At 70.2% G+C, this 24,605-nt stretch carries 24 protein-coding genes; 15 read left to right on the top strand and 9 right to left on the bottom strand.

Going from position 1 to position 24,605, the window contains the following annotated elements:
• The first annotated feature begins 43 nt into the window (after positions 1 to 43).
• From ABEG18_RS04050 to ABEG18_RS04030, 5 genes are all read left to right on the top strand, one after another.
• Positions 44 to 394 (top strand): hypothetical protein, encoded by a 351-nt coding sequence (locus tag ABEG18_RS04050; protein WP_406856815.1) that lies wholly within the window; start codon positions 44 to 46, stop codon positions 392 to 394.
• Between the two features lie 141 nt (positions 395 to 535).
• Complete coding sequence (gene scpA / locus ABEG18_RS04045; protein ID WP_406856814.1) at positions 536 to 2,701, top strand: methylmalonyl-CoA mutase; 2,166 nt, start codon at positions 536 to 538, stop codon at positions 2,699 to 2,701.
• Positions 2,702 to 2,813: 112 nt separating this feature from the next.
• On the top strand, positions 2,814 to 3,107 hold the full coding sequence (locus ABEG18_RS04040) for a hypothetical protein (RefSeq protein WP_406856813.1): 294 nt from the start codon (positions 2,814 to 2,816) through the stop codon (positions 3,105 to 3,107).
• Positions 3,104 to 3,526 carry a type II toxin-antitoxin system VapC family toxin gene (locus ABEG18_RS04035; protein ID WP_406856812.1) on the top strand — a complete coding sequence of 141 codons (423 nt, stop codon included), beginning with the start codon at positions 3,104 to 3,106 and terminating at the stop codon, positions 3,524 to 3,526. Before ABEG18_RS04040 ends, ABEG18_RS04035 begins: the two co-directional genes overlap by 4 nt.
• Before the next feature lie 52 nt (positions 3,527 to 3,578).
• Positions 3,579 to 4,364, top strand: a complete 786-nt coding sequence (locus ABEG18_RS04030) for a DUF3750 domain-containing protein (protein WP_406856811.1) — start codon at positions 3,579 to 3,581, stop codon at positions 4,362 to 4,364.
• A 10-nt stretch (positions 4,365 to 4,374) separates the two neighbouring features.
• Here ABEG18_RS04030 and ABEG18_RS04025 read toward each other — a convergent pair whose 3' ends face one another.
• Together ABEG18_RS04025 and ABEG18_RS04020 are read right to left on the bottom strand one after the other, a co-directional pair.
• Complete coding sequence (locus tag ABEG18_RS04025) at positions 4,375 to 5,607, bottom strand: alpha/beta hydrolase (RefSeq protein ID WP_406856810.1); 1,233 nt, start codon at positions 5,605 to 5,607, stop codon at positions 4,375 to 4,377.
• A 218-nt stretch (positions 5,608 to 5,825) separates the two neighbouring features.
• On the bottom strand, positions 5,826 to 7,043 hold the full coding sequence (locus ABEG18_RS04020) for an alpha/beta hydrolase (RefSeq protein WP_406856809.1): 1,218 nt from the start codon (positions 7,041 to 7,043) through the stop codon (positions 5,826 to 5,828).
• Positions 7,044 to 7,242: 199 nt separating this feature from the next.
• Here ABEG18_RS04020 and meaB point away from each other — a divergent pair, with 199 nt between their 5' ends.
• Positions 7,243 to 8,244: a methylmalonyl Co-A mutase-associated GTPase MeaB gene (gene meaB / locus ABEG18_RS04015; protein WP_406856808.1), complete on the top strand. Its 1,002-nt coding sequence runs from the start codon at positions 7,243 to 7,245 to the stop codon at positions 8,242 to 8,244.
• Positions 8,245 to 8,252: 8 nt separating this feature from the next.
• Here meaB and ABEG18_RS04010 read toward each other — a convergent pair whose 3' ends face one another.
• Positions 8,253 to 8,588, bottom strand: coding sequence for a c-type cytochrome (locus ABEG18_RS04010; protein ID WP_406856807.1), 336 nt, complete (start codon positions 8,586 to 8,588; stop codon positions 8,253 to 8,255).
• 58 nt (positions 8,589 to 8,646) lie between these two features.
• Positions 8,647 to 9,909 carry a PQQ-dependent sugar dehydrogenase gene (locus ABEG18_RS04005; protein ID WP_406856806.1) on the bottom strand — a complete coding sequence of 421 codons (1,263 nt, stop codon included), beginning with the start codon at positions 9,907 to 9,909 and terminating at the stop codon, positions 8,647 to 8,649.
• Between the two features lie 205 nt (positions 9,910 to 10,114).
• Between ABEG18_RS04005 and ABEG18_RS04000 the strand changes: the two genes are divergently transcribed.
• Positions 10,115 to 11,461 carry a TIGR03808 family TAT-translocated repetitive protein gene (locus tag ABEG18_RS04000; protein ID WP_406856805.1) on the top strand — a complete coding sequence of 449 codons (1,347 nt, stop codon included), beginning with the start codon at positions 10,115 to 10,117 and terminating at the stop codon, positions 11,459 to 11,461.
• Positions 11,462 to 11,464: 3 nt separating this feature from the next.
• On the opposite strand, the gene ABEG18_RS03995 is transcribed toward ABEG18_RS04000, so the two are convergent.
• Positions 11,465 to 12,472, bottom strand: a complete 1,008-nt coding sequence (locus ABEG18_RS03995) for an asparaginase (protein WP_406856804.1) — start codon at positions 12,470 to 12,472, stop codon at positions 11,465 to 11,467.
• Between the two features lie 158 nt (positions 12,473 to 12,630).
• Here ABEG18_RS03995 and ABEG18_RS03990 point away from each other — a divergent pair, with 158 nt between their 5' ends.
• The 8 genes from ABEG18_RS03990 (at position 12,631) to ABEG18_RS03955 (ending at position 20,960) form a co-directional block, all read left to right on the top strand.
• Complete coding sequence (locus tag ABEG18_RS03990) at positions 12,631 to 13,935, top strand: UDP-glucose dehydrogenase family protein (RefSeq protein ID WP_406856803.1); 1,305 nt, start codon at positions 12,631 to 12,633, stop codon at positions 13,933 to 13,935.
• A gap of 4 nt (positions 13,936 to 13,939) precedes the next feature.
• The gene (locus tag ABEG18_RS03985; RefSeq protein WP_406856802.1) at positions 13,940 to 14,767 is read left to right on the top strand and encodes an alpha/beta hydrolase; all 828 of its coding nucleotides are present in this window, start codon (positions 13,940 to 13,942) and stop codon (positions 14,765 to 14,767) included.
• A gap of 72 nt (positions 14,768 to 14,839) precedes the next feature.
• Positions 14,840 to 15,076 carry an Lrp/AsnC ligand binding domain-containing protein gene (locus ABEG18_RS03980; protein WP_406856801.1) on the top strand — a complete coding sequence of 79 codons (237 nt, stop codon included), beginning with the start codon at positions 14,840 to 14,842 and terminating at the stop codon, positions 15,074 to 15,076.
• A 192-nt stretch (positions 15,077 to 15,268) separates the two neighbouring features.
• Positions 15,269 to 16,885 carry an ABC transporter substrate-binding protein gene (locus ABEG18_RS03975; protein WP_406856800.1) on the top strand — a complete coding sequence of 539 codons (1,617 nt, stop codon included), beginning with the start codon at positions 15,269 to 15,271 and terminating at the stop codon, positions 16,883 to 16,885.
• 176 nt (positions 16,886 to 17,061) lie between these two features.
• Positions 17,062 to 18,039: an ABC transporter permease gene (locus ABEG18_RS03970; protein ID WP_406856799.1), complete on the top strand. Its 978-nt coding sequence runs from the start codon at positions 17,062 to 17,064 to the stop codon at positions 18,037 to 18,039.
• Positions 18,040 to 18,043: 4 nt separating this feature from the next.
• Entirely contained in the window at positions 18,044 to 18,973 is a 930-nt protein-coding gene (locus ABEG18_RS03965; RefSeq protein ID WP_406856798.1) for an ABC transporter permease, read from the top strand.
• On the top strand, positions 18,970 to 19,953 hold the full coding sequence (locus tag ABEG18_RS03960; RefSeq protein ID WP_406856797.1) for an ABC transporter ATP-binding protein: 984 nt from the start codon (positions 18,970 to 18,972) through the stop codon (positions 19,951 to 19,953). The genes ABEG18_RS03965 and ABEG18_RS03960 overlap by 4 nt, the downstream gene beginning before the upstream one ends.
• On the top strand, positions 19,950 to 20,960 hold the full coding sequence (locus ABEG18_RS03955; protein WP_406856796.1) for an ABC transporter ATP-binding protein: 1,011 nt from the start codon (positions 19,950 to 19,952) through the stop codon (positions 20,958 to 20,960). Before ABEG18_RS03960 ends, ABEG18_RS03955 begins: the two co-directional genes overlap by 4 nt.
• A gap of 9 nt (positions 20,961 to 20,969) precedes the next feature.
• On the opposite strand, the gene ABEG18_RS03950 is transcribed toward ABEG18_RS03955, so the two are convergent.
• The 4 genes from ABEG18_RS03950 to ABEG18_RS03935 form a co-directional block, all read right to left on the bottom strand.
• Positions 20,970 to 22,256 (bottom strand): TRAP transporter large permease, encoded by a 1,287-nt coding sequence (locus ABEG18_RS03950; RefSeq protein ID WP_406856795.1) that lies wholly within the window; start codon positions 22,254 to 22,256, stop codon positions 20,970 to 20,972.
• Complete coding sequence (locus ABEG18_RS03945) at positions 22,253 to 22,786, bottom strand: TRAP transporter small permease (RefSeq protein WP_406856794.1); 534 nt, start codon at positions 22,784 to 22,786, stop codon at positions 22,253 to 22,255. The genes ABEG18_RS03950 and ABEG18_RS03945 overlap by 4 nt, the downstream gene beginning before the upstream one ends.
• Positions 22,787 to 22,878: 92 nt before the next feature.
• A complete protein-coding gene (locus ABEG18_RS03940; protein ID WP_406856793.1) occupies positions 22,879 to 23,877 on the bottom strand; it encodes a sialic acid TRAP transporter substrate-binding protein SiaP in 999 nt (332 codons plus the stop codon).
• 57 nt (positions 23,878 to 23,934) lie between these two features.
• A complete protein-coding gene (locus ABEG18_RS03935) occupies positions 23,935 to 24,603 on the bottom strand; it encodes a GntR family transcriptional regulator (RefSeq protein ID WP_406856792.1) in 669 nt (222 codons plus the stop codon).
• Between the last annotated feature and the right edge of the window lie 2 nt (positions 24,604 to 24,605).

Raw genomic sequence — 24,605 nt, 5'->3', positions numbered from 1 at the left:
CGCCCCTCGTTCGTCTTTCATCGGCGAACGCGGAGGTGAGGCGATGACGAAATCCATGCTGCTGGCCGCCCTGGTCCTGTCGGCGGCGGCGACGGCCGGACAGGCGGCCAATTACGACGGGTCCTACTCGGTCCTGCTGACCACGCAGCGCGGCGCTTGCGACAAGGTCTACCGTTTCCCGGTGAACGTGGAAGGCGGCAAAGTCTTCTATGCGGGCCAGACCGGCGCGGTGGCGACCGGCGGCGTGGACGCCGCGGGCCGGGTCACCGCGACGATCCAGTACGGCCAGGACATGCTGCGGGCGAATGGCCGGATCACGCCCGGCTACGGCGAAGGCCGCTGGACGTCGCCCACCCGCAAATGCTCCGGCGCGTGGACCGCCGACAAGCGCTGAGGCCCGGCGCGCGGCCGGTCGTCCGACTTATTGCGGGGCATCGGCGGTTCGACGGGGCACGTCCGGCATGGTAATTTCCGCCCACGAACAGCGGCTTCCGCCCGCGCGCGGGGCTGCAGGATGCATGACGAGGACCCGTCCATGAGCCGGATACCCGACTTCGCCACCGTCGCCTTCGCGCCCCGTCCCGGCGCGCTCGGCCAGGGCGGAGAGGCGGCCGCCCCGTGGATGACCCCGGAGGGCATCCCGGTGAAGCCGGTCTACACGCAAGCCGACCGCGCCGGCCTCGCCTCGGTCGACAGCCTGCCCGGCCTTCCGCCCTATCTGCGCGGCCCCTACCCGACCATGTACGTCAACCAGCCCTGGACGGTCCGGCAATATGCCGGCTTCTCCACGGCGGAGGATTCCAACGCCTTCTACCGCCGCAACCTCGCGGCCGGGCAGAAGGGCCTGTCGGTGGCGTTCGACCTCGCCACTCATCGCGGCTACGACAGCGACCATCCGCGCGTCAGCGGCGACGTCGGCATGGCTGGCGTGGCGATCGATTCCATCTACGACATGCGCACGCTGTTCTCAGGCATCCCGCTCGACCAGATGAGCGTGTCGATGACGATGAACGGCGCGGTGCTGCCGGTGCTGGCGCTCTACATCGTGGCGGCCGAGGAACAGGGCGTGCCGCCCGAGAAGCTCAGCGGGACCATCCAGAACGACATCCTCAAGGAGTTCATGGTCCGCAACACCTATATCTACCCGCCCTCCCCGTCGATGCGGATCATCTCGGACATCTTCTCCTACACGTCGCAGAAGATGCCGAAATTCAACTCCATCTCGATCTCCGGCTACCACATGCAGGAGGCCGGGGCGACGCAGGACCTGGAGCTCGCCTATACGCTGGCGGACGGCGTCGAATATCTGCGGGCCGGCATCGCGGCCGGGCTCACGGTCGACCAGTTCGCGCCGCGGCTGTCGTTCTTCTGGGCGATCGGCATGAACTTCTTCATGGAGGTCGCGAAGCTGCGCGCCGCGCGCCTGCTGTGGGCCGAGCTGGTGAAGCCGTTCGGGCCCAAGAGCGACAAGTCCCTGCCGCTGCGCACGCACTCGCAGACGTCCGGCTGGTCGCTGACCGCCCAGGATGTGTTCAACAACGTCATCCGCACCCAGATCGAGGCCATGGCGGCCACGCAGGGGCACACCCAGTCGCTGCACACCAATGCGCTCGACGAGGCGCTGGCGCTGCCCACCGACTTCTCGGCCCGCATCGCCCGCAACACGCAGCTCTTCCTGCAGCAGGAGAGCGGCACGACGCGCATCATCGACCCGTGGGGCGGCTCCTTCTATGTGGAGCGGCTCACGGCCGAGCTCGCCCAGAAGGCCTGGGAGCACATCCAGGAGGTCGAGCAGCTCGGCGGCATGGCCAAGGCCATCGAGGCCGGCATCCCGAAGCTCAGGATCGAGGAAGCGGCGGCCAAGACGCAGGCCCGCATCGATTCCCGGCGCCAGTCCGTGATCGGGGTGAACAAGCACCGGCCGACCGACGAAAAGCCGATCGACGTGCTCAAGGTCGACAACTCGTCCGTGCGGACGCAGCAGCTCGAAAAGCTCGCCCGCCTCAAGGCCGACCGCGACCCCAAGGCCGTCGAGGCGGCGCTCGCCGCGCTCTCGGAGGGCGCGCGCCAGGACGGCAACTTGCTGGCGCTGGCCGTGGACGCGGCGCGCGCCAAGGCGACGGTGGGTGAAATCTCGATGGCGCTGGAGACCGTTTTCGGGCGCCACCGCGCCGAGATCCGCTCGATCTCGGGGGTCTACAAGCGTGAGGTCGGGACCATGTCGGACGCCGTCGCCCGGGTGCAGAAGCTGGTGCAGCGCTTCGAGGACGCGGACGGCCGGCGTCCCCGCATCCTGGTCGCCAAGATGGGCCAGGACGGGCATGACCGCGGGCAGAAGGTCATCGCCTCGGCCTTCGCGGATCTGGGCTTCGACGTGGACATCGGGCCGCTCTTCGCCACCCCGGGCGAAGCAGCCCGCCAGGCGGTCGAGAACGACGTCCACATCGTGGGCGTGTCGTCGCTCGCCGCCGGACACCTGACGCTCGTGCCCGAGCTGAAGGCGGCGCTGGCCGAGGCCGGCCGTCCGGACATCATGATCGTGGTCGGCGGGGTCATCCCGCCGCAGGACTTCGAGGCGCTGCGCGCCGCCGGCGCGTCGGCCATCTTCCCGCCCGGGACCGTGATCGCCGACGCCGCGCAGGACCTCATCCACGAACTGAACCGGCGCCTGGGCTACGAGCCCAAGCAGGCGGCCGAGTAGAAGGCGCGCCTGCAACCAAAAGCTTTAAAAGGCTTAGTCTACAACTATTGCGTCGAAATACTTCCCCGATACGCCTTACCTGATCTTAAATCTTGTCGCTCATCCTTCGAGAATGGCGACTATCACGATTCAGAACTTGCCTCAGGACGTGCTCGTGGCGCTGGCGCGGAGCGCCGCGCACAGCGACGGCATCATCGAGGATGAAGCCCGCCGGGCTCTCGTCCGGCTCTTCTCGGACGCGCGGCTGGGTCCGCAGCGGACCTGGGCGCGGGCGCAGCTGGACCAGTACCGCTACAGCAAGATGCCCAGCGTCAAACGCAGCGCCAACGAGGTCCTGCGCGGCCTCAGGATGGAACGGGACCGGCTGATCGGCGACGCGTTCGAAGTCGTGGAGCTGGACATATGACCCGGCCGATCATCGACGCCAGCGTGGCGCTGAACTGGTTTCTGAGCTCGGAGCACACGCCCGCCAGCCTCGCTCTGCTGGAGACCGAGCATATCCGCGCGCCCGACATCCTGACCGCCGAAGTGCGAGGCGTTCTGCGCAGCTTGGCCTCCACGGGCGACATCTCCACCGTCGTCCTGTCGGCCATGGAGCGGCGGCTCGGCCTGCTCGCGATCGAAACCTTGCCTTCCGACCCCCACCTGAAGGAGGCCTACCGGCTGGCCCAGATCCTGAGCGAGCCGATCTACTCCTGCATCTATCTCGCGCTCGCCATGGCCACCGATGCCCCCCTCGTCACCAGCGACCGCCGGTTCTACTCCGCCGTGCGCCGCGTCGGGGCGACCGGAGGTCAAGTCCGGTTCGTCGGCGAAGAGGTCTGATCCAGCCCATCCGTCTTTGTTCCGCCATGCTGAGGCGCTGAATGAGGGCGCCATGGCTGGGATCAAACGCGTGCTCCTGCTCTTCGTACTGGTCTTCATCGCGCCGCTTGGCCTGCACGCCGCCTGGTGGGCGGCGCAGGACCGGCCGCGCGACTGGTCCTCCGCCAGCTGGTCCAGCGCGGGCCTGCTGCCCGCGGCTTCCGCCAAGCCGGAAGCAATTCTGCATGTCTATGCCGGGCGCGTCGGCTGGTGGCGCGGCATTTTCGCCCATCACACCTGGGTGGTGATCAAGGACCGCGGCGGCGCCCGCTATACCCGCTTCGACGTGGTCGGCTGGGGGTCGCCCGTCCGGACGGACAACTGGGCGCCCGACGGGCGATGGTTTGGACAGGATCCGGAGCGGATCGCCGCCATCGAGGGCGCCGAGGCGGAGGCGCTCATCCCCAAGGTGCGGGACGCGGTGCGGCGATACCCGTTCTCGCAGGCGGGAGGCTACCGCGCCTGGCCGGGGCCGAACTCCAACACCTTCGTGACCTTCGTGCTCTCCGCCATCCCGGAAGCCGGCATCGCGCTGCCTCCGACCGCGCTCGGCAAGGACTACCGCGCCGACGGCTCCGTGTTCGGGCTCACGCCCAGCCGCACCGGCGTGCAGGTCGGGCTGGGCGGCCTGCTCGGCGCCAGCGTCGGCTGGATTGAGGGCGTCGAGGTGAACATCCTGGGGCTCGTCGCGGGCTTCGACCTGCGGCGCCCCGCCATCAAGCTGCCGGGCTTCGGCCGGATCGGCTGGCCCTTCGAGCCGGTGATCGGTTCGGCTTCGGCGTCGCCCTCGCGCGGCTGAACCCGTTCGGTCACCGGATCGCGGTCGACGGCGTCGGAGCGGCGCCGGGCGCGCCCAGCGGCGCCGTGCTGACGGCGGCGGGCCTGGCCGGCGCGATCCCGTCGCCCCCATACGGCGTCGCCGTCATGGCCTGCGGGTCCACGAAGGACTGCGCCTGCTGCTGCTCCACGGCGGCCTTGTCCTCGATGCGGACGTCGGCGAGCTGGGCGCCGATGGACTGCACCACGCTGGGGGCTTCGGCGAACGTGCCGTGCCGGAACATGTCCGTGCTCTTGGCCTTGGTGAGGTCGTAGACCCGCACGTTGAGGCCGTCCAGCTCGCTGAGATGCGACTTGTCGCTCAGGTTCAGCGCGCCGAGGCGGGTGCGGTCGCCGGCGAGCGTGCTCGACACCGACAGCGCCCGGTCGTCGGCCGCCGCGAACACCGACACGCGCGCGACCTGCCCGACGCGGCTCATCTGCCCGCGGAAGACCTCCAGGTCGATGTCCGGCGCGGCCAGCATGACCTCGCCCAGATGTCCGCCCAGTTGGGCCTTGCCGCCGATGGCCGCCTGGCGCAGCGACTCCATCGCCAGCCACGTGCCCATGGAATGCGCCAGCACATGGACGCGCCCGACGCCGGGCGCCGCGCCGAGGTCCTCGATGAGCTTCTCCAGATGGTCGCGCGAGGCCGTGGCGCTCTCCTTGTCAGAGCCATAAGCGAGGATCTGGTTGCGGGACGGCCAGGTGAACAGCACCGGCACGCCGGTGAAGCCCGAGTCGGCGACGATCTGGGCCAGCCGGAACCGCGCCTCGTCATAGCCGGTGTTGAAGCCATGCACGAAGACCAGCACGTCGCGGCTCACGCCGACGCGGCCGGAGAGCTGGGTGGCGACCGCCTGCTGGAACGCCTCGGAGTCGAGCTTGCGCTCGCTGGCCACCGTGAAATGCCGGCTGGGGCTCTCGGAGGTGAAGCTCGGACGCTCGATCACGCCGGGCTCGTGGCCGGGCGGCACGCTGACGGCCGTGAGGTTGAAGCGGGGCCCGCGGACGGCTTCGCCGCTGGCGGGCTTGCGCGTCGAGGCGACGAAGATCCGCACGGTGCGGCCCTGCTCCGCCTGGGACGAGCCCAGGAGGGCGGACACGCCGGTGATCGAGGCGGAGCTCGTGCTGCATCCGGCCAGCGCCAGGATGAGCATCAGGGCCGTCGCGGCCTTCGCGGCGCGGCTGCGCGCCCCAAAAGCGTTCAATGTCGTGCGTGGCACGGTGTCCAACCCCTCCGCAGGCGCCCCGGGCGGGTCCGCGACCGCCCGCGCCGTCCGTCCCACATCGCCCTCCCCGGCCTAAGAGCAGGTTAAGCGCGGGCTTCGGCGCCTGCCGCGTGTCGCAGCGGAAGGTGTCCAGAATGGGACCGGACAATCGGCCGGCCAGGAGGGCCAAGCCGAAACGGCGCGCTGCGGCGCCGGCGCAACACCGGCCGTCCTTATTCCAGGACCGCGCCGGCCGCCTCGGCCGCGCCGCCGAGCACCGCGCCGGGCAGCGAGACCGCCGTTCCGACCGTCGTGCCCACCGTTGCGCCCAGCGTCGAGCCGAGCGCCACGATGCCTTCGCCCAGCGTCGGCCCGCGGGTGCCGATGCCGTTGTCGCTGGCGAGGCGCTGGCCGATCAGCTGCACGACCTGCGGCGAATCGGCGAATTTGGCGTGCTTGAGACTGTCGTCCGACTTCACGGCCGAGATGTCGTAGACGGTGATGTTGGCCTCCTTCAGCCGCTCCAGCACCTCCGGATCGCTGATCACGGTCGCGCCGGCCCGGGCCGTGCCGCCCCACACCAACTTGGAGATGCCCAGCGCCCTGTCGTCGCTGCTGACGAACACCGTGATCGGAAGCTTCAGCGGCGCGATGGTGAGCAGCTGGCGGCGAAACACGTCGATGTCGATGTCGGGCGCGGCCAGCATGACCTGCCCGAGCTTGCCGCTGAAGCGCCCGTCGCCGCGGATCGTGGCCTGCCGCATGGTCTCCATGGCGAGGAAGTTGCCCATGCTGTGGGCGAGCAGATCGATCTTCTGCGCCCCGGTCCTGCTCGCCAGCTCGCGCAGGGTCGCTTCGAGGTCGTCGCGGGAGTAGACGGCGCTCTCGCGGTCATAGGGGTATTGCAGCAGCTGCCCCCTGGAGGGCCAGGTGAACAGCACCGGCACGCCCTTGAAGCCGGAATCGTGCACGATCTGGGCGAAGCGGTAGACCGATTCCTCGAAGGTCGTGTTGTAGCCGTGGACGAACACCAGGATGGAGCGGTCCGCCGGCTTGCGGCTCGCCACGGCGGCGCGGACGCTCTGCACGAAGGCGTCGTCAGTCTGGAACTCTCGCGCCGCGGTCACGAAGAACCGCTTCGGGTCGCCCTGGGCCCGGCGGGGCCATTCGACCTCTCCGGGCTTGTGTCCGGGCGGGATGGAGATCACCAGCCTGGCGTGATCGGTGCGCCGGCCGCGCTCGCCCGTGAACATCTCGATCGGAAGGTCGGCCGCCCTGGCCCGGGTCGTCGCGACATGGATGGCGACAGCCGAGGCGTCCGCCGGGATGCCGCCCACCGGCTCCAGCACGCCCTTGGGCGGACCGCCGGCGCAGGCCGCCAGCGCGAGGCAAGCCGCCAGGGCGATCGCCCCGGCCCTCGCCGATGTCCACCAGACGCCGATCTGTCTCACTGCTCGCCCCCGAGCGGCCGCCCAGCCGCATCGGGCCTGGACCGCAGCCTAGAGCTACAATGAGCGGACCGGAGTGGCAATGCGGCATGCCCGCCCCGCACGGCATGCGAGCATGCGCGTCGTCCCCGGACTGGCGCTTCGCAGCGGATCGTCGCGGGGCGATGTTGAACGGGCCGCGCTCACGGCGTAAGGCTGCGGCGTGACCACGCCCGTAGCCAGCGCCCCCGATCTCGACGACCTCGCCGCGCGCATCGCCGGCGGCGAGCGCGCCGCGCTGGCGCGCGGCATCACGCTCATCGAGTCCCGCCGCGCCGACCACCAGGCCGCCGCGCGGGCGCTGGTGCAGGCGCTGCTGCCGCGCACCGGCAAGGCCGTCCGGGTCGGGATCACGGGCGTGCCGGGCGTCGGCAAGTCCACGACCATCGACACGCTCGGATCCAACCTCACCGCCCAGGGGCGCCGCGTCGCGGTCCTGGCCGTCGACCCGTCCTCGACCCGCACCGGCGGCTCGATCCTGGGCGACAAGACCCGCATGGCGCGGCTCGCGGTCGATCCCAACGCCTTCATCCGCCCGTCCCCATCCTCCGGCGCGCTGGGCGGGGTGGCGATGAAGACCCGCGAGACCATGCTGCTGTGCGAGGCGGCGGGCTTCGACGTCGTGCTGGTCGAGACGGTCGGCATCGGCCAGTCGGAGACCACGGTCGCCGACATGACCGATTTCTTCCTCGTGCTGATGCTGCCGGGCGCGGGCGACGAGCTCCAGGGCATCAAGAAGGGCGTGCTGGAGATCGCCGACATGATCGCGGTCAACAAGGCCGAGCGCGACGGCGCGTCGCGGGCCAAGGCGGCCGCGGCCGAATACAGGGCCGCGCTGCACATCCTGGCGCCGGCCTCTCCCACCTGGTCGCCGCCCGTGGTGACGATCTCGGGCCTCGACAATCTCGGGCTGGACGACCTCTGGGCGAAGATCCTCGACCACCGCGCCCGCGTCACCGCCTCGGGCGAGTTCGCGGCCCGCCGCCGCGCCCAGCAGGTGAAGTGGATGTGGGCCATGGTGGAGGATCGGGTCTTCGCCCGGCTGCGGCAGGACCCGCAGGTGAAGGACCGCCTGCCCGGCCTGGAGGGCCGCGTCGCGGAGGGCGAGCTCTCCGCCACGGTGGCGGCCGAGGAGATCCTCGGCCTCATGGGCCTGGGGCGCTGAAGCCGGGCTCAGGGCCGCTTCACGACCTCGATCTGGATGGCGGAGTAGTAGGCCGCGAGATCGGCCATGTCGCCGTCCGACAGGTTCGGGGCGACCACCGACATCATCTCGTTCTTGCGGGCGCCGGACTTGTAGTCCTTCAGCGCCTTGACGAGATAGTCCTCGACCTGGCCCGCCAGATGCGGCGCCTCCGGAATCTTCGAGAGGCCGTCGAGGCCGTGGCAGGTCTGGCATTGCAGCGCCTTCTGGCGCCCCGCCTTCACGTCCGCCGCCTGGGCTTGGGACGCAACGGCCAGGGCCGCCGCCGCAAGGGCGGCCAGGCGGGCGAAACGGGGGATGCGCATCGCGTTCTCCGGCAGGAAGGCCGCGCCCGAAAGGCCGGGCGCGGCTGTCGTCAGGCGATCAACGTCCCTCGTACGTGATCCGATACAGGGCCCCGGCGAAATCGTCGGAGACCAGCAGCGAACCATCCTTGAGCACCGCGACGTCCACCGGACGTCCGAGATACTCCGCGTCGGGCGTCAGCCAGCCTTCGGCGAAGACCTCGGTCTTGTCGGCCGTGCCGTCCTCCTTCAGCGTCGTCACCATCACGCGCGCGCCGATCGGGTCGGTGCGGTTCCAGGAGCCGTGCTGGGCGGAGAAGATGGCGCCCTGGTACTTCTTCGGGAACATCCGGCCCGAATAGAAGGTCATGCCGAGATCGGCCGCATGGGCGTCCATCTCGACCTGCGGGAACACCACGTCCTTGGGCGGGGTCTCGTCCTTGTACTCCACGGTGCGGACCTTGCCGCCGCCATACCAGGGGAAGCCGAAATTGAGGCCGGCTGTCGGGGCGCGGTTCAGCTCGCCGGGCGGGATCTTGTCGCCCATGCCGTCCACCTGGTTGTCGGTGAACCAGAGGGTCTTGTCCTTGGGGTTGAAGTCCATGCCGACGGAGTTGCGGATGCCGGTGGCGAAGACCTCGCGGTTCTTGCCCTCGCGGTCGAAGCGCACGATGCCGCCGATGCCGAGCTTGCGGTAGGTCTCGAGCTTCTCGGCCGCCGGCACGTTGAAGGGCTGGCCGAGCGCGACGTAGAGCTTGTCGTCGGGGCCGACGCGGCAGACGCGGGCGGTGTGGTTGTAGCTCTCCTCGTCCTTGGGGATGAGGTCGCCCTGCGCCACCACCGGCACGGCCACCACGTCCGGGCTCTCATAGAAGAACTCGGCCGCCGGGAACATCAGGATGCGGTTCTGCTCGACCACGTAGAGGAAGCCGTCCTTGGAGAAGCATGGCCCGTTGGGAAGCACGAGATCGATCGTGGAGGCGAACGGCTTCACTTCCTCGGCGACGCCAGCCTTGCCGCGGTCCGTCACGGCGTAGATCTTGTTCTTGCGGGTGCCCACGAAGGTGACGACGCCCTGCGGTCCGACCGCCATGTGGCGAGCGTCGGGGACCAGCGCGTAGAGCGAGATCTTGAAGCCCGGCGGCATCTTGATCTTGGTGAGATGCTTCTTGATGGCGTCGGCCTTGGGGCCGTGCTGGTTGACGAGCGGAATCTCCGGGGTCGCGCCGGTGGTCTTGAAGGCGCCGAGCTTCTCGAGGTTTCCCGGGGCGTTCTGGGCAAAGGCCGTGGTGGTCAGCAGCGCAACGGCCGCCGACAATGCTAACGCATGCAGTCTTAGCATCTGTTCGCCTCCCTTGTGCGCCTCTCTGGGCGCGCTTCCCAGCATGCCTCATCGGCTTAGACTTTGGTAGCAACCCGTAGACGTAAAAGCTGCGCTTGAGCTGCAGGGGCGGATTGCGCCAGCCGCCGGGCGGCGGGCGAGGCTCGACCGCGACGCCGACTCGGCTCACGGTGGGGCCGACCGCCTGTCCGCCGAGGCCCAGCCCATGTCGATGACCCGCCGACGCTTCATGGGAGCGGCGCCCTGCGTCATCGCCCTTCCGGTCGCCGCAGGCCTCCCGGCGAGCGCCTTCGCGCAGGCCGCGCTCGACGCGAGTTCGATGGGGCTGAAGCCCGAGACGCCGGGCGCCGGCGCGGCGCTGGCCCGCCTCGCCGGCGAGGCGGCGCGCCGCGGCCTGCCGCTGTTCCTGGCGCCGGGGCGCTACCGCGTCGGCCCCGCCCAGCTGCCGGAGGGCGCCGCGCTGGTGGGCGGCGCCGGCCTCGTCCGGCTCGTCTCCGACCAGCCGGGCCCCATCCTGACCGCGCGGGGGATCCGCCGCCTGTCCCTCGCCGGGCTCACGCTGGAGGGCGCCGGCGGCCGCTCCCAGGCCCCGCCCCTCATCGACCTCGACGACGTCGCGTCGCTGTCCCTCGTCGACTGCGAGATCCTGGCCAGCCCCTCCACGGGCGTGAAGCTCAACCGCTGCGGCGGCCGGGTCGAGCGCTGCCGCATCGCCGGGGCCGCCGACGCCGGGCTGTTCTCCATGGATGGCCAGCGCATGCTGATCCGCGACAATGTCGTCGAGGGCTGCGGCAACAACGGCGTCCTGGTCTGGCGGTCGCAGCTGGGCGACGACGCCACGCTGGTCGACGACAACCGCATCTCGCGCATCCGGACCGACGCCGGCGGGACGGGCCAGAACGGCAACGCCATCGGGCTCTTCCGCGCCTCCAACGTCATCGTGCGCGGCAATGTCGTGCGCGACTGCGCCCTTTCGGCGGTGCGCAACAATGGCGGGGCCGGGGTGCAGATGATCGGCAACACCTGCGTCGGCCTCGGCGAGACGGCCCTCTACCAGGAGTTCGGCTTTGCGGGCGCGGTGGTGGCGCAGAACGTCGTGGAGGACGCCTCCACGGGCATCTCGCTCACCAATCTCGACCAGGGCGGACGCGGGGCCGCCTGCACCGGCAATGTGCTGCGCCGGATCCGGCGGCGTCCCCTGCCCTACGGGGCCGAGGCCGGCGGCGGAATCGCGATCCATGCGGAAGGCGACGCCGCCATCACGGGCAACGTCATCGAGGACGTCGACCGCATCGCCATCCGGATCGGCTGGGGCAAGTTCCTGCGCAACGTCGCCGTCACCGGCAACAGCATCCGGCGCAGCCCGGTCGGGATCGCGGTGAGCGTCGCGGAGGGCGCCGGGCCGGCGCTGGTGGGCGGCAACGTCCTGTCGGAGACGCGCGAGGGCGCGGTGGTGGGGTTCGACCACGACCGCGCCGTCACGGGCGACCTGACGAAACCCGGCCAGAAGCTTTGGCCCGGGATCCGCATCGAGGCCAATGCGGCGAGCTGACGGTCAGCCGGCGAGCGCGCCGGCGGCCCGCACGGTCCCGACCTCGACGCTGTTCCAGTTCTTCAGCACGCGCGCCGTGTGGGGCTCCAGGCGCGACCGCTCGTCGTCGCTGAGCGCCATCACCCGGGCCAGGATGTTGGCCAGGATCGTCTCGGACGCGCGCGTGCCGCCGTCGTCGGCCTTGAGGGCGACGCCCAGGCCCTCGTCCGGCAAGGCGGCGCAATAGACGCCCTCCGCCCCCGTCTTGCAGAAGATCCGGCGGCCGAACTCGCTCATCAGCACCGTGTCGAAGCGGCCCGCGCCGGCCACGTTCCACGGATGCGCCGCCGCGGCGGCGCGGATGCGCGCGGCGGCGGCGGCGCGGTCGGCCTCGAGGCCCACCCCCGTCGCCAGCCGGGCGAAGCCCATGGCCATCGCGGTCAGCGGGATCCCGTAGGTCGGGATGGAGCAGCCGTCCACGCCGGCCGTCTCGTCGGCGTGCGCCGCGCCGGTGATCGCCTCCATGGCGGCCTTCACCTCGCGCTGAACCCGATGGTCCGGGCGGACATAGCCGGCCGGGTCCTCGCCCAGATGGCAGGCGAGGCAGACGAAGCCGGCATGCTTGCCCGAGCAGTTGTTGTGCAGGGCCGACGGCCTGCGGCCGGCCCGCGCCAGGTCCCGCCCGGCCTCCTCGTTCAGCGGCCAGTGCCAGCCGCATTCCAGGCAGCCCTCGTCCCGGCCCGCCTTGGCCAGGACGCCCGCCGCCGTCTCGGCGTGGCCCGGCTGGCCGGAATGCGACGCCACCGCCAGCGCGATCTCGGCCTCCGTCAGCCCGTAGCGGTCGGCGGCGCCGCTCTCGATCAGCGGCAGGGCCTGGAACGCCTTCACGGCGGAGCGCGGGAACACGGGCCGGGCGACGTCGCCGAAGCTCAGCACCGTCCTCCCCTCGGCGTCCATCACGACGGCGGCGCCGCGATGGCGCGATTCGACCACTGCGCCGCGGAGAATTTCGACCAGGACGGGGTTGTTCATCAGCTTCTCCGGGAAAGGGGGCGGAGAGTGGCAAAACGGACCCGCCTTGCCAACCCCGCCTGTCCGGCCGGACGCCACAACCGTCAAGCTTCGGCTCCCGCCTTGCGAGCATCGGGAAACGCCTTTAGTCCTGAGGCGCAGAGACAAAGGACGTCGCAATGCGCATCGCAATGATCGGGTCGGGCTATGTGGGCCTGGTGTCGGGAGCCTGCTTCGCCGATTTCGGTCACGTGGTCACCTGCGTCGACAAGGACGCCTCCAAGATCGAGGCCCTGAAGGCCGGCGTGATGCCGATCTACGAGCCGGGGCTGGAAGACCTCGTCGCCAACAACGTGGCCGAGCAGCGCCTCTCCTTCACGACGGACCTGGCCGAGGGGCTGGACGGCGCCGACGCCGTGTTCATCGCGGTAGGCACGCCCTCGCGACGCGGCGACGGCCACGCCGACCTCTCCTATGTGTACGCCGCGGCCCGCGAGATCGCCGAGCTCAGCGCCGGCCCGCTGGTGGTGGTCACCAAGTCCACCGTGCCGGTCGGAACGGGCGACGAGGTGGAGCGCATCCTGCGCGAGGCCCGGCCGGACGGGCAATACGCCGTCGTGTCGAACCCCGAATTCCTGCGCGAGGGCGCGGCGATCAGCGACTTCAAGCGCCCGGACCGGATCGTGGTCGGCGCCGAGGACCCCCGCGCCCGCGAGGTCATGAGCGAGCTCTACCGGCCGCTGTCGCTCAACACGCCGCCGCTGATGTTCACCGGGCGGCGCACCTCCGAGCTCATCAAATACGCCGCCAACGCCTTCCTGGCGGTGAAGATCACCTTCATCAACGAGATCGCGGACCTCTGCGAGGCGGTCGGCGCCGACGTGCAGGAGGTCGCGCGCGGCATCGGCTCCGACAACCGCATCGGCCCGAAATTCCTGCATGCCGGGCCCGGCTATGGCGGCTCGTGCTTTCCCAAGGACACCACCGCGCTGGCCAAGACCGCCCAGGACTGCGGCGTGCCGCTGCGCATCGTCGAGACGGTCGCGGCCGTCAACGACACGCGCAAGCGCGGCATGGCCCGCAAGGTCGTGGCGGCCTGCGGCGGCTCGGTGCGCGGCAAGACGATCGCGGTGCTGGGCCTCACCTTCAAGCCCAACACCGACGACATGCGCGACGCGCCGTCGCTGGCGCTGATCACCGCCCTGCAGGACCAGGGCGCCAAGATCCGCGCCTACGACCCGGAAGGCATGGAGGCCGCCAGGAAGATGCTCACGGATGTGAGCTATGCGCCCAATTCCTACGACTGCGTGGAGGGGGCCGACGCGCTCGTGCTGGTGACCGAGTGGGACGCCTTCCGGGCGCTCGACCTCGGCCGCGTGAAGCGGCTTCTCAAGGAGCCGGTCGTGGTCGACCTGCGCAACGTCTACCGCCCCGACGACATGAAGAAACGCGGCTTCACCTATGTGGGCGTGGGGCGCTCCTGATCCCATGAGCATCGATTACGAAGCCGAATACAACAACCGCGCGCGCGTTCCCGAGCACCCGGCCCTGATCGCGGGCTGGGCCGCGGACGCGGCCGCCTATCGCGACGCGGCCGGCGGCGAGCTCGGCGTCCCGTATGGCCCCTCCGAGCGCATGAAGCTCGACCTCTTTGGGGACGGCGGCGGGCCGCTGGCGGTGTTCATTCATGGCGGCTACTGGCAGGGGCTCGACCGCTCCTCCTTCAGCCACCTGGCGCGCGGCCTCGTCTCGCGCGGCGTCACCGTGGCGATGCCGAGCTACGACCTCTGCCCGTCCGTCTCCGTGGCCGACATCGTCGACCAGATCCGCGCCGCCTGCGCGTATCTCTGGCGGCGGTACGAGCGGCCGATGGCCGTGGCGGGCCACTCGGCCGGCGGCCATCTGGCCGCCTGCATGCTGGCGACCTCCTGGCCGAGCGTGGCGGCCGGGCTCCCGGCCGGCCTCGTCTCGTCGGGCTACGGGATCTCGGGCCTCTACGAGCTCGAGCCGCTCGTCGGGACGAGCGTCAACACGGCGCTGAAGCTCGACGCCGCCGAAGCCCGGCGCCTGTCGCCGCTGGCCTGGCCGGCGCCGCGCGGGCGCGTCTTCGACGCCGTCGTGGGCGGGGCGGAGAGCGCCGAATATCTGCGCCAGAGCCGCGCCGTCACGCAGGTCTGGGGCGACGCCGGCGTGCGCACCCGCTTCGAGGCGCTCGAGGACGCCAATCATTTCACCGTCGTGGCGCCGCTGGCCGACCCGCAGAGCGCCATGACGCGGCGGCTGGCGAGCCTCGCCGAGGCGGCCGGAAAGCCGTAAGGCCTTTGCCCGCGTGACGCGCCGCGGCCGGGGCGGTATGGTCCGGCCACACAGGGGATTCAGGGCGGCGCGATGCAGACCTTCTTCGTCGAGATCAAGTGCAAGCTGGGCAAGACCTACGACGTGGCGAGCCGCCTCGCCGACGCCGAGATCGCGTCGGAGATCTACTCGACCGCCGGCAATTTCGACATCCTGGCCAAGTTCCACGTCGACGACGACGTCGATATCGGCCACTTCATCGGTGAGAAGGTGCACCCGATCCCCGACATCCTGGACACGCACACGATCATCACCTTCAAGGCGTTCTGAGCGCGTTCTCCCCGCCTCGGCGACATTAGGCGCCGGCGCGGGCGCCCTCCACAGCTTCCTGCACGCAGACGGCGAAACGCCTCGCTCGCCCATCGTCCCGCGCTTGCGTGGTCCGTATCTCTCCTTATGCTGCCCCGCAGGATGCCGCACCCGCTCGATCGATGCGGAGAAGGCGGCGGGAGGAGCAGTCAAATGGCCTTTTCGCGTATCGCGTTCGCTGTGGCGAGCCTCGCCGTGTTCGCCGCCGCCCCGGCCCTCGCGCAGGAGTTGAAGATCGGCGTCGCCTCGGAGGCCACCTCCGTCGATCCGCATTTCCACAATGTGGGGCAGAACAACGCGCTGCGCCGGCACATCTTCGAATCGCTGGTCTTCATGGACGCGACCCAGAAGCCCTATCCGGGACTGGCCTCGTCCTGGCGCGCGGTGGACGACCAGACCTGGGAGTTCAAGCTGCGCCCCGGCGTCAAGTTCTCGAACGGGGCCGACTTCACGGCGCGCGACGTCATCTATTCGGTGTGCCGCATCCCGACGGTCGAGAACTCGCCCTCCAACTTCACCATCGCCACCAAGGGCATCGAGGCCATGGAGGCCCCGGACCCGCTGACGCTCGTGGTCAAGACCAAGGGCCCCTACCCGCTGATGCCGCTGGACATGAGCGTCTTCGGGGTGATCTCGGCCGCCGTGAACGGCGCCGGATCCGACCTGGCGTTCAAGAAGGGCGGCTGCCAGGGCCTGGGGACGCCGCCGAAGTCGGTCGACTTCAACGATCCCGCCAAGGCGGTCGGCACGGGCCCCTACAAGCTCGCCGAATACACCCGCGGCACCCGCCTGACGCTGGAGCGCAATGACGGCTACTGGGGCGCGAAGCCGCACTGGAAGACGGTCGTGTTCCGGCCGATCACCTCCGCCGGCCCGCGCGTCGCCGCGCTGGTGTCGGGCGACGTCGACATGATCGAGAACCCGCCGATCCAGGATTTCGACCTCATCAAGAAGTCCGGCCTGGCCATCGTACAGGGCCTGTCGAACCGGATCATCTATGTCCATCTCGACCAGTTCAAGGGAGCGGACTGGAAGACGCCGGGCATCAAGGGAACGGACGGCAAGAACCCGCTCCTCGACAAGCGGGTCAGGCTGGCGCTCTCCAAGGCGGTCAACCGCGACGCCATCGTGGACCGCATCATGGGCGGGGTCGCCAAATCCGCCGGCGAGCTGCTGCCCGTGCCGCTTTTCGGCACGTCGGAGGATCGCAAGCCGGAGAAATACGATCCCGACGGCGCCAAGAAGCTGCTGGCCGAAGCCGGCTATCCGAACGGGTTCGAGCTGACGCTGGGCTCGCCCAACGACCGCTACATCAACGACGAGAAGGTGGCCCAGGCGGTCGCCCAGATGTTCACCCGCATCGGGGTGAAGACAGGCGTCGATTCCATGACGGCCTCGACCTTCTTCACGCGCCGCAACAAATACGAGTTCTCGGCCTATCTGGCCGGCTGGGGCGCCGACACGGGCGAGATGTCGAACTCGCTGGTGGCGCTCATCACCACGCAGGACGCCGCCCCGGGCTTCGGCAACACCAACCGGGGACGCTACTCCAACCCGGCCGTGGACGACCTCGTCAAGAAGGCGCTGACCACCATCGACGACAAGGCCCGCGAGACGCTGCTGCAGGAGGCCTCCAAGATCGCCATGGAGGATGTGGCGCTCATCCCGCTGCATTTCGAGCTGACGCCCTGGGCCTTCCGCAAGACCATCAGCTACGAGCCGCGCGTGGACCAGTACACGCTGGCCTATGAGGTGAAGCCGGCCAAGTGAGGCGGGCGACTGACGCCCACGCCCAGCGTCATCCCCAGCGGCGCGAAGCACCGGGACGGGGATCCAGAGCGCTCTCCGGAGAAGGCTGGATCCCCTTCCCCTCCGCGGCTTCGCCGCTCCGGCCGGGGATGACGGCGGATTTGCTGGGTCGCCTCGACCGCCAACGGAGCCTTTGAATGCTCGTCTATTTCATCCGGAGGCTCGGACAGGCGGCGCTCGTGGTGGCCGTGATGGGCGCCATCGTGTTCGTGTCCATCTACATGGTCGGCAACCCGGTCGACGTGCTCGCCAACCCCAACGCCGACGCCAAGGAGATGGCCGAGATCGCGGCGCGTCTCGGGCTGGACAAGCCGCTCTACGAGCAGTTCGGCCTCTTCGTGTGGAACGCCCTGCATGGCGACCTCGGCCGCTCCTTCGTGTTCAACGAACCGGCGCTGAAGCTGATCGCGCAGCGCATGCCCGCCACCATGGAGCTCGCTTTAGCGGCGCTCGTCGTCTCCATCCTGTTCGGCATTCCGCTGGGCATGCTGGCCGGCCTGCGGCCGCAGTCCTGGATCGGCCGCAGCGTCATGACGGGCTCGATCCTGGGCTTCTCGCTGCCGAATTTCTGGATCGGCCTGATGCTGATCCTGCTCTTCGCCGTGCAGCTGCGCTGGCTGCCCTCCGGCGGGCGCGGCGAGACGGTGAACCTGTTCGGCGTGCCCGTCAGCTTCCTGACGCTGGACGGGCTGAAGCACCTCGTCCTGCCCGCCGTCACGCTGGCGCTCTACAAGGCGGCGCTGGTCATCCGCCTCGCCCGGGCCGGGACACGCGAGGCCATGCTGCAGGACTATGTGCGCTTCGCCCGCGCCAAGGGCCTGTCGCCGGCCCGCATCGTGATGGTGCACATCCTGAAGAACATCATGATCCCCATCACCACCGTGCTGGGGCTGGAGTTCGGCTCCATGATCGCCTTCGCGGTGGTGACCGAGACCGTCTTCGCCTATCCGGGCATGGGCAAGCTGCTGATCGACAGCATCGGCCGGCTCGACCGGCCCATCATCGTCGCCTACCTGATGATGGTGGTGGTGGTGTTCGTGGTCATCAACTTCATCGTGGACCTCATCTACGCAGCGCTCGATCCCCGGGTGCGCCTCTCCGAGCAGGGGTCCTGACGCCATGACGGACGTGCTGGGCCCGCCCGCGGCGGCCATCCCACCCGAGCGCATCGAGCGCGGCGAGAGCCTGGCGAGGCGCCGCGCCGCGGCCTATTTCGACACGCCGCTCGCCTTCGTGGGCGTCGGCCTCCTGGCGCTGCTGCTGGCGCTCGCCCTGGCGGCGCCCTGGATCGCGCCGCAGAACCCCTATGACCTCGCCCAGCTCGACATCATGGACGGGACGCTCGCGCCCGGCTCCCAGGCGGCCGCCGGCTTCGTCTACCGGCTGGGCACGGACGAGCAGGGCCGCGACATGCTGTCGGCGATCCTGTACGGGCTGCGCATCTCGCTCTTCGTCGGGGTCGTCTCCACGCTGTTCGCCTGCACGATCGGCGCCTCGATCGGGGTCGCGGCCGCCTATGCGGGCGGCCGGGTCGAGAACCTCGTGATGCGGGTGGTGGACCTGCAGCTCTCCTTCCCGGCCATTCTGATCGCGCTGGTGCTGCTGGCGGTCTGGGGGCGCGGCATCGACAAGGTGATCATCGCGCTCGTCATCGTGCAGTGGGCCTATTACGCGCGCACGGTCCGCGGCTCGGCGCTGGTGGAGCGCGGGCGCGACTATATCGAGGCGGCGCGCTGCCTGGCGCTGCCGCGCAGCCGCATCGTCTTCCGGCACCTGCTGCCGAACTGCCTGCCGCCCCTCATCGTGGTCGCCACCGTGCAGGTGGCCCACGCCATCGCGCTGGAGGCGACGCTCTCCTTCCTGGGCGTCGGCGTGCCGGTGACCGAGCCCTCGCTCGGGCTGCTGATCAAGAACGGCTACGACTACCTTCTCTCCGGCAAGTACTGGATCTCGACCTATCCGGGCGTGGCGCTCGTCGTCGCCATCGTGGCCATCAACCTCGTCGGCGACCGCCTGCGCGACGTGCTGAATCCGAGGCTGAACCGATGACCCCCGTCCTGGAGGTGCGCGACCTCGCCGTCTCGTTCGGCACGCGCGAGGGCGTGGTGAAGGCCGTGGACGGCGTCAGCCTTACGGTGAACCGCGGCGAGGTGCTGGGGCTGGTGGGCGAATCCGGCTCCGGCAAGTCGGTCACCGGGCTCGCCGTCATGGGCCTCATCGACGCCCCGGGGCGGATCACGGCGGGCTCGATCCAGTTCGAGGGGCGCGAGCTCGTCGGGCTGCCGGAGCGGGAGCTGCGCCGGCTGCGCGGCCGGCGGATCGCGATGATCTTCCAGGATCCGATGACCACCCTCAACCCGGTGCTGCGCGTCGATACCCAGATGATCGAGGCCATCCGGGCGCATGAGCCCGTGTCGGAGAAGGCCGCGCGCGACCGGGCCGCCCAGGCGCTGGCCCGCGTCGGCATCCCGTCGCCGCAGGAACGGCTGACCAGCTACCCGCACCAGTTTTCGGGCGGCATGCGCCAGCGCGTCGCCATCGCGATCGCGCTGCTGCACGGGCCGTCCCTGCTGGTCGCCGACGAGCCGACCACCGCGCTCGACGTCACCATCCAGGCGCAGATCCTCGCCGAGGTGCAGCAGCTCTGCGCCGAGACCGGGACCGCGCTGGTGTGGATCACGCATGACCTCGCCGTGGTGGCCGGCCTCGCCGACCGGGTCGCGGTGATGTATGCGGGTCGCATCGTCGAGGTCGGCCCGGTCGATCCGGTGCTGGACGCGCCGCGCCATCCTTACACGGCCGGGCTCATCGGCTCGGTACCGAGCCGCAACCGTCGCGGGTCGCCGCTGGCGCAGATTCCCGGCATGACGCCGTCGCTGGCCAACCTGCCGCCGGGCTGCGCCTTCGCGCCGCGCTGCCCCCGCGCCGACGCGGCCTGCCGGGTGGAGGCCCCGCCGCTCTTCTCCGAGCCGGGCGAGCGCGCCTTCCGCTGCATCCATCCGCTGGCGGCCGAAGGGGTCGCCGCATGATCGAGCCCATCGTCAGCATCGAGGGCGTGTCCAAGCGCTTCGTGAAGCGGGTCGATCTCGCCGGCAAATTCGCCAACCTGCTGGGCGCGGGCCTGCGCGACCAGGTGGTGCGGGCGGTCGACGGCGTCAGCCTCGACATCCGCCCCGGCGAGGTGCTGGGGCTCGTGGGCGAATCCGGCTGCGGCAAGTCCACGCTCGGCCGCATGGCGGCGGGCGTCATGGACCCCACCGAGGGCGTCATCCGCTACCGGGGCCAGGACGTGGCCAAGCTGGACGGGCCGAGGCGGCGCGAGGCGGACCTCGCCATCCAGATGATCTTCCAGGACCCGATGGCCTCGCTCAATCCGCGCATGCGCGTCGAGGAGATCGTCGGCGAGGCCCCGATGGTGCACGGCCTCGTGACCGCCGCGAAACGGCGGGACTATGTGGCCGAGACGCTCACCCGCGTCGGGCTGGACCCGGCCGTGATGGGGCGCTATCCGCACCAGTTCTCCGGCGGCCAGCGCGCCCGCATCGGCATCGCGCGGGCGCTGGCCGTGCAGCCCAAGGTGCTGGTCTGCGACGAGGCGGTCGCCGCCCTCGACGTCTCGATCCAGGCGCAGGTGCTGAATCTCTTCATGGACTTGCGGCGGGATCTTGATCTCACCTACCTGTTCGTCTCGCATGATCTCGGCGTGGTCGAGCACATCGCCGACCGCGTGGCCGTGATGTATCTCGGCCGCATCGTCGAGCTGGCGCCGGCGGACGAGCTCTTCTCCCGCCCCAACCACCCCTACACGCAGGCGCTGCTGGCCGAGGTCCCGCGCCTCGACGTCCGTAAAAGGCGCTTCACGGCCCTGAAGGGCGAGATCCCCTCCCCGCTCCACCCGCCGGCCGGCTGCCACTTCCACCCGCGCTGCCCCCGGGCCATGGAGGTCTGCCGCGAGGGCCGCCCGCCCTTGCTGGAGGTCGGTCCGGCGCACCAGTCGGCGTGCCGGCTGAACGAGGTCGCGCTGGAGCGGGCCTGAGCCGCCGGCCTATTTGCCCATCAGCAGGTTCGGCAGGGCCGTCGTCAGCGGCGGCCAGATCGTGATGGCGAGGAGGACCACGAGCAGCGGCACGAGCCAGGGCAGGATGGCCCTCGACATCGCCTCGAAGCTGATCCCCGCGATGCGCGACACCACGAACAGCACCACCCCGATGGGCGGGTGGATGGTGCCGAGAATCAGGTTGAAGATCATGATCAGCCCGAACTGGACCGGATCCACCCCGAAGGAATGCGCCGCCGGGACCATGATGGGGATCAGCAGCAGCATGGCGGCGAGCGCCTCCATGAAGCAGCCGACGACGAGCAGGATCAGGTTGCAGGCCAGCAGGAACACGATCGGGCTGCTGATCGTGGCGACGATCAAGGGCGACAGCGTCTGCGGCACGCGCGAGATCGACATGCACCAGCCGAGCGCGCCCGCCACCATCACGAGCGCGGCGACGAGGCCCATGGTCTCGGCGGCGTCGACCATCAGCTCGGGGATCTGCCGCCACTCCAGCGTGCGGTAGACGTAGAGGCCCAGGACGAGGGCGTAGAGCGTCGCCACCGCGGCGGCCTCGGTGGGCGTGAAGGCGCCGCTGAACATGCCGCCCAGCAGCAGCACCGGCGCCATCAGGGCGAAGAAGCCGTCCAGGAAAGTGCGGCCGATGCGGCGGAAGCCCTGGAATTTCTGGCGCGCGAAGCCCTGCCGGCGGGCCACGACGGCCACCATGGCCATCAGCGACAGGCCCATGAGGACGCCCGGGACCACGCCCGCCAGGAAGAGCCGGCCGATGGAGACGTCGGCGGTGACGCCGTAGATCACCATGGGCAGGCTCGGCGGGATGATCGGCCCGATGGTGGCGGCCGCCGCCGTGATCGCCGCCGCGGTCTCGGGCTTGTAGCCGGCGCGGCGCATGGAGCGGATCTCGATGGCGCCGGAGCCGGCGGCGTCGGCCACGGCCGAGCCCACCATGCCGGCGAAGATCATGCTGGCCAGGATGCTGGCGTGGGCGTAGCCGCCGCGCAGCCAGCCGATGAGCGCGCTGGCGAAGGCGACGATGCGGTCCGTGATCTTGGCCGCGCCCAGGATGTTGCCCATCAGGATGAAGAGCGGCGCGGCCACGATCGGGAAGGAGTTCATCGCCTGCGCCATCTTCTGCGGGACGATGGAGTCCGACAGGCCGGCGAAGTGCACGAAGGCGAAGGCCGCCAGCCCCATCGAGGCGAAGAGCGGCATCCCGATCAGGATGGAGGCGAACCAGACCGCCGCGATGGTGGCGATGAGCTGGGTCATTCCACACCCTTGCCGGCCGGCGTGACGGGCGCGACGTCGTCCATGCCGGCCGCGGCCCTCATGGGCGGCGCCCGGTGCTCGGGCCGCAGCGCCTCCGCCACGCCCTGCGCCGCCGTGGCGACGCCGGCCAGGACGAGCGGCACATACATCCACGAGATCGAGAAGGCGAGCGACGTCGCCTCGATCTCCCAGTTCCGCTCCACCAGATCCGCCGCGTACCAGGTCGTCAGCACGCCAAAGAGCACGATCGCGGCCTGCATGACGCGCTCGGCCTGCGGCTGCCAGGACAGCGGCAGCTTGTCGAGGAAGTAACGCACCCGGATGTGGGAGCGCCGCCGGCTGGCCAGGGTCCAGCCCAGGCAGGCGAGCCACACCATCAGCAGCCGGGCGACCTCGTCGGTCCAGATCAGCGGCTCGCCGGCCGCGCGGGTGAACACCCCGAGCAGCACGCAAATCAGCAGCAGCGCCACGACCGCCATGGAGGCGAGCGCGAGGGCGCGGTCGATGAGGCCGGGGAGGCGCTGGAGCATGGAAGGCCTGCGGACGGGGACGAAGGATGCGCGGTCTGGAATCCTTCCCGGCGCTCGGCGCGCCGGGAAGGCGGAAACGGGGCGCCGTCGCCTCACATGGCCGCGATGCGGTCCCACAGGCCCTTGCCCCACTTGGCCTCGAATTTCTGCGGCACGGTGGCCAGCACCGGCTTGCGGAAGCTCTCCAGGTCCGGCTCGATCACCGTCATGCCGGCCTTCTGGAAGGTGGCGGTGAGGTTCGCCTCCTGGCCGAGGATCTCCTTGTCCTGCCACTCGGAGGCCGCCTTGATCGACTGCTGGACCACCTCGCGGTCGGCGTCGCTGAGCTTGCGCCAGGCGGCCTCGTTCACGATGACGAGCCGCGGCGTGATGATGTGGCCGGTGAGGACGAGGTATTTCTGGACCTCGTAGAGCTTGCCGCTCTGCAGGGTGGGCAACGGGTTCTCCTGCCCGTCCACCGCGCCCTGCGACAGCGCCAGATAGAGCTCGTTGAAGTTGAGCGGGGTGGGCTTAGCCCCCCAGGCCTCCGCCATGGCCTTGAAGGTGTCGACCTCCGGCACGCGCAGCTTGAAGCCCTTCATGTCGTCGGCGGTCTTCACCGGCTTGGAGCCGGTGGTGAGGTGGCGCTTGCCGTAATAGGTCGGCGCGATCACGCGCATGCCGCGCTTTTCGACCAGCACCTTGTTGAGCTCGTCCATCAGGGGCGAGTTGAGGGCCTTGGACAGGTGGTCGGCGTCGCGCCAGAGATAGGGCGCCTCGATGATGGAGAGCTGCGGCACGAACTGGCCCAGCAGCGCCGCTCCCTCGGTCACCATGGTGAGCGCGCCGCTGGAGACCGACTCGACCATGTCGCGCGAACCGCCGAGCTGCCCGCCCGGGAAGCTCTGGATGTCGACGCGTCCGCCGGTCTTCTCCTTGACGTCCTTGGCGGCGCGCTCCGCGCTCATCGGCGAGGGATGGTTGGGGGCCTGGCCGTCTCCCCAGCGCAGCACGACGGCCTGGGCGCGGGCGCCGATGGCCGGCATGAACACGCCGGCGGCGCCGGCCCCGAGCGTGGCGGCCGTGAAGGCGCGCCTGGTGATCCTGGTCATGGTCTCTCCTCCCGTATGGCGGGGCCGGGCTCTGGCGGCGCGGCTCCCGGATCTTGGCTACATGCCGATGGCTCTCGCCCGCGAACTCGCGATATGGGCCTCCACGGCGGCGACGGCGGCCGCCGGATCGCGCGCCTCAAAGGCGTCGAGAATGCGCAGATGCTCGTGCATCACCGAAACGAGCAGGCTGTCCAGGATGCGGACCCGCTCCTCGCGGATGAGGCGGATCTTGATGGAGTTGACCCGGTAGGCGTTGGAGATGATCTCGTTGCCGAGGGCGTCGATGACCGTGTCGTGCAGGCCCCAGTCGACGGCCTGCGCCTCCGCCACGAGGGCCGGCGTGATCTCGTCGGCGGCGCGGCGCAGGATGTCCTCATGCGCGGCGCGCAGCTCGCGCAGCGTCGCCTCGCTCGCCGTGCGGGCGAAGAGCGACACGGCCTCCTTCTCCAGGCAAAGGCGGAACTGGAACGCGTCGCGGATCAGCGTGAGGTCGATATGGGCGATCTGCATGCCGCGCTGGGGCACGGTGCGGATCAGGCCCTCGGCCTCCAGCCGCGGGATCAGCTCGCGGATCGCCCCCAGCGGCAGGCTGGTGAGCTCCACCAGCTCGCGCTGGGAGACGAACTGGCCGGGCCGGATGTCGCGCGCCAGCAGATGCTGGGTGAACGCGTCATAGGCGCGCTCGCGCAGCTTCAGCGGCTCCCGATCCTCCTGCGCCCGGTCCATCA

Source organism: Alsobacter sp. KACC 23698, assembly GCF_045348435.1.
GTDB lineage: Bacteria > Pseudomonadota > Alphaproteobacteria > Rhizobiales > Beijerinckiaceae > Alsobacter.
The sequence above is the reverse complement of the archived record's forward strand: the minus strand, read 5'-3'. Positions and strand labels throughout refer to the sequence as shown.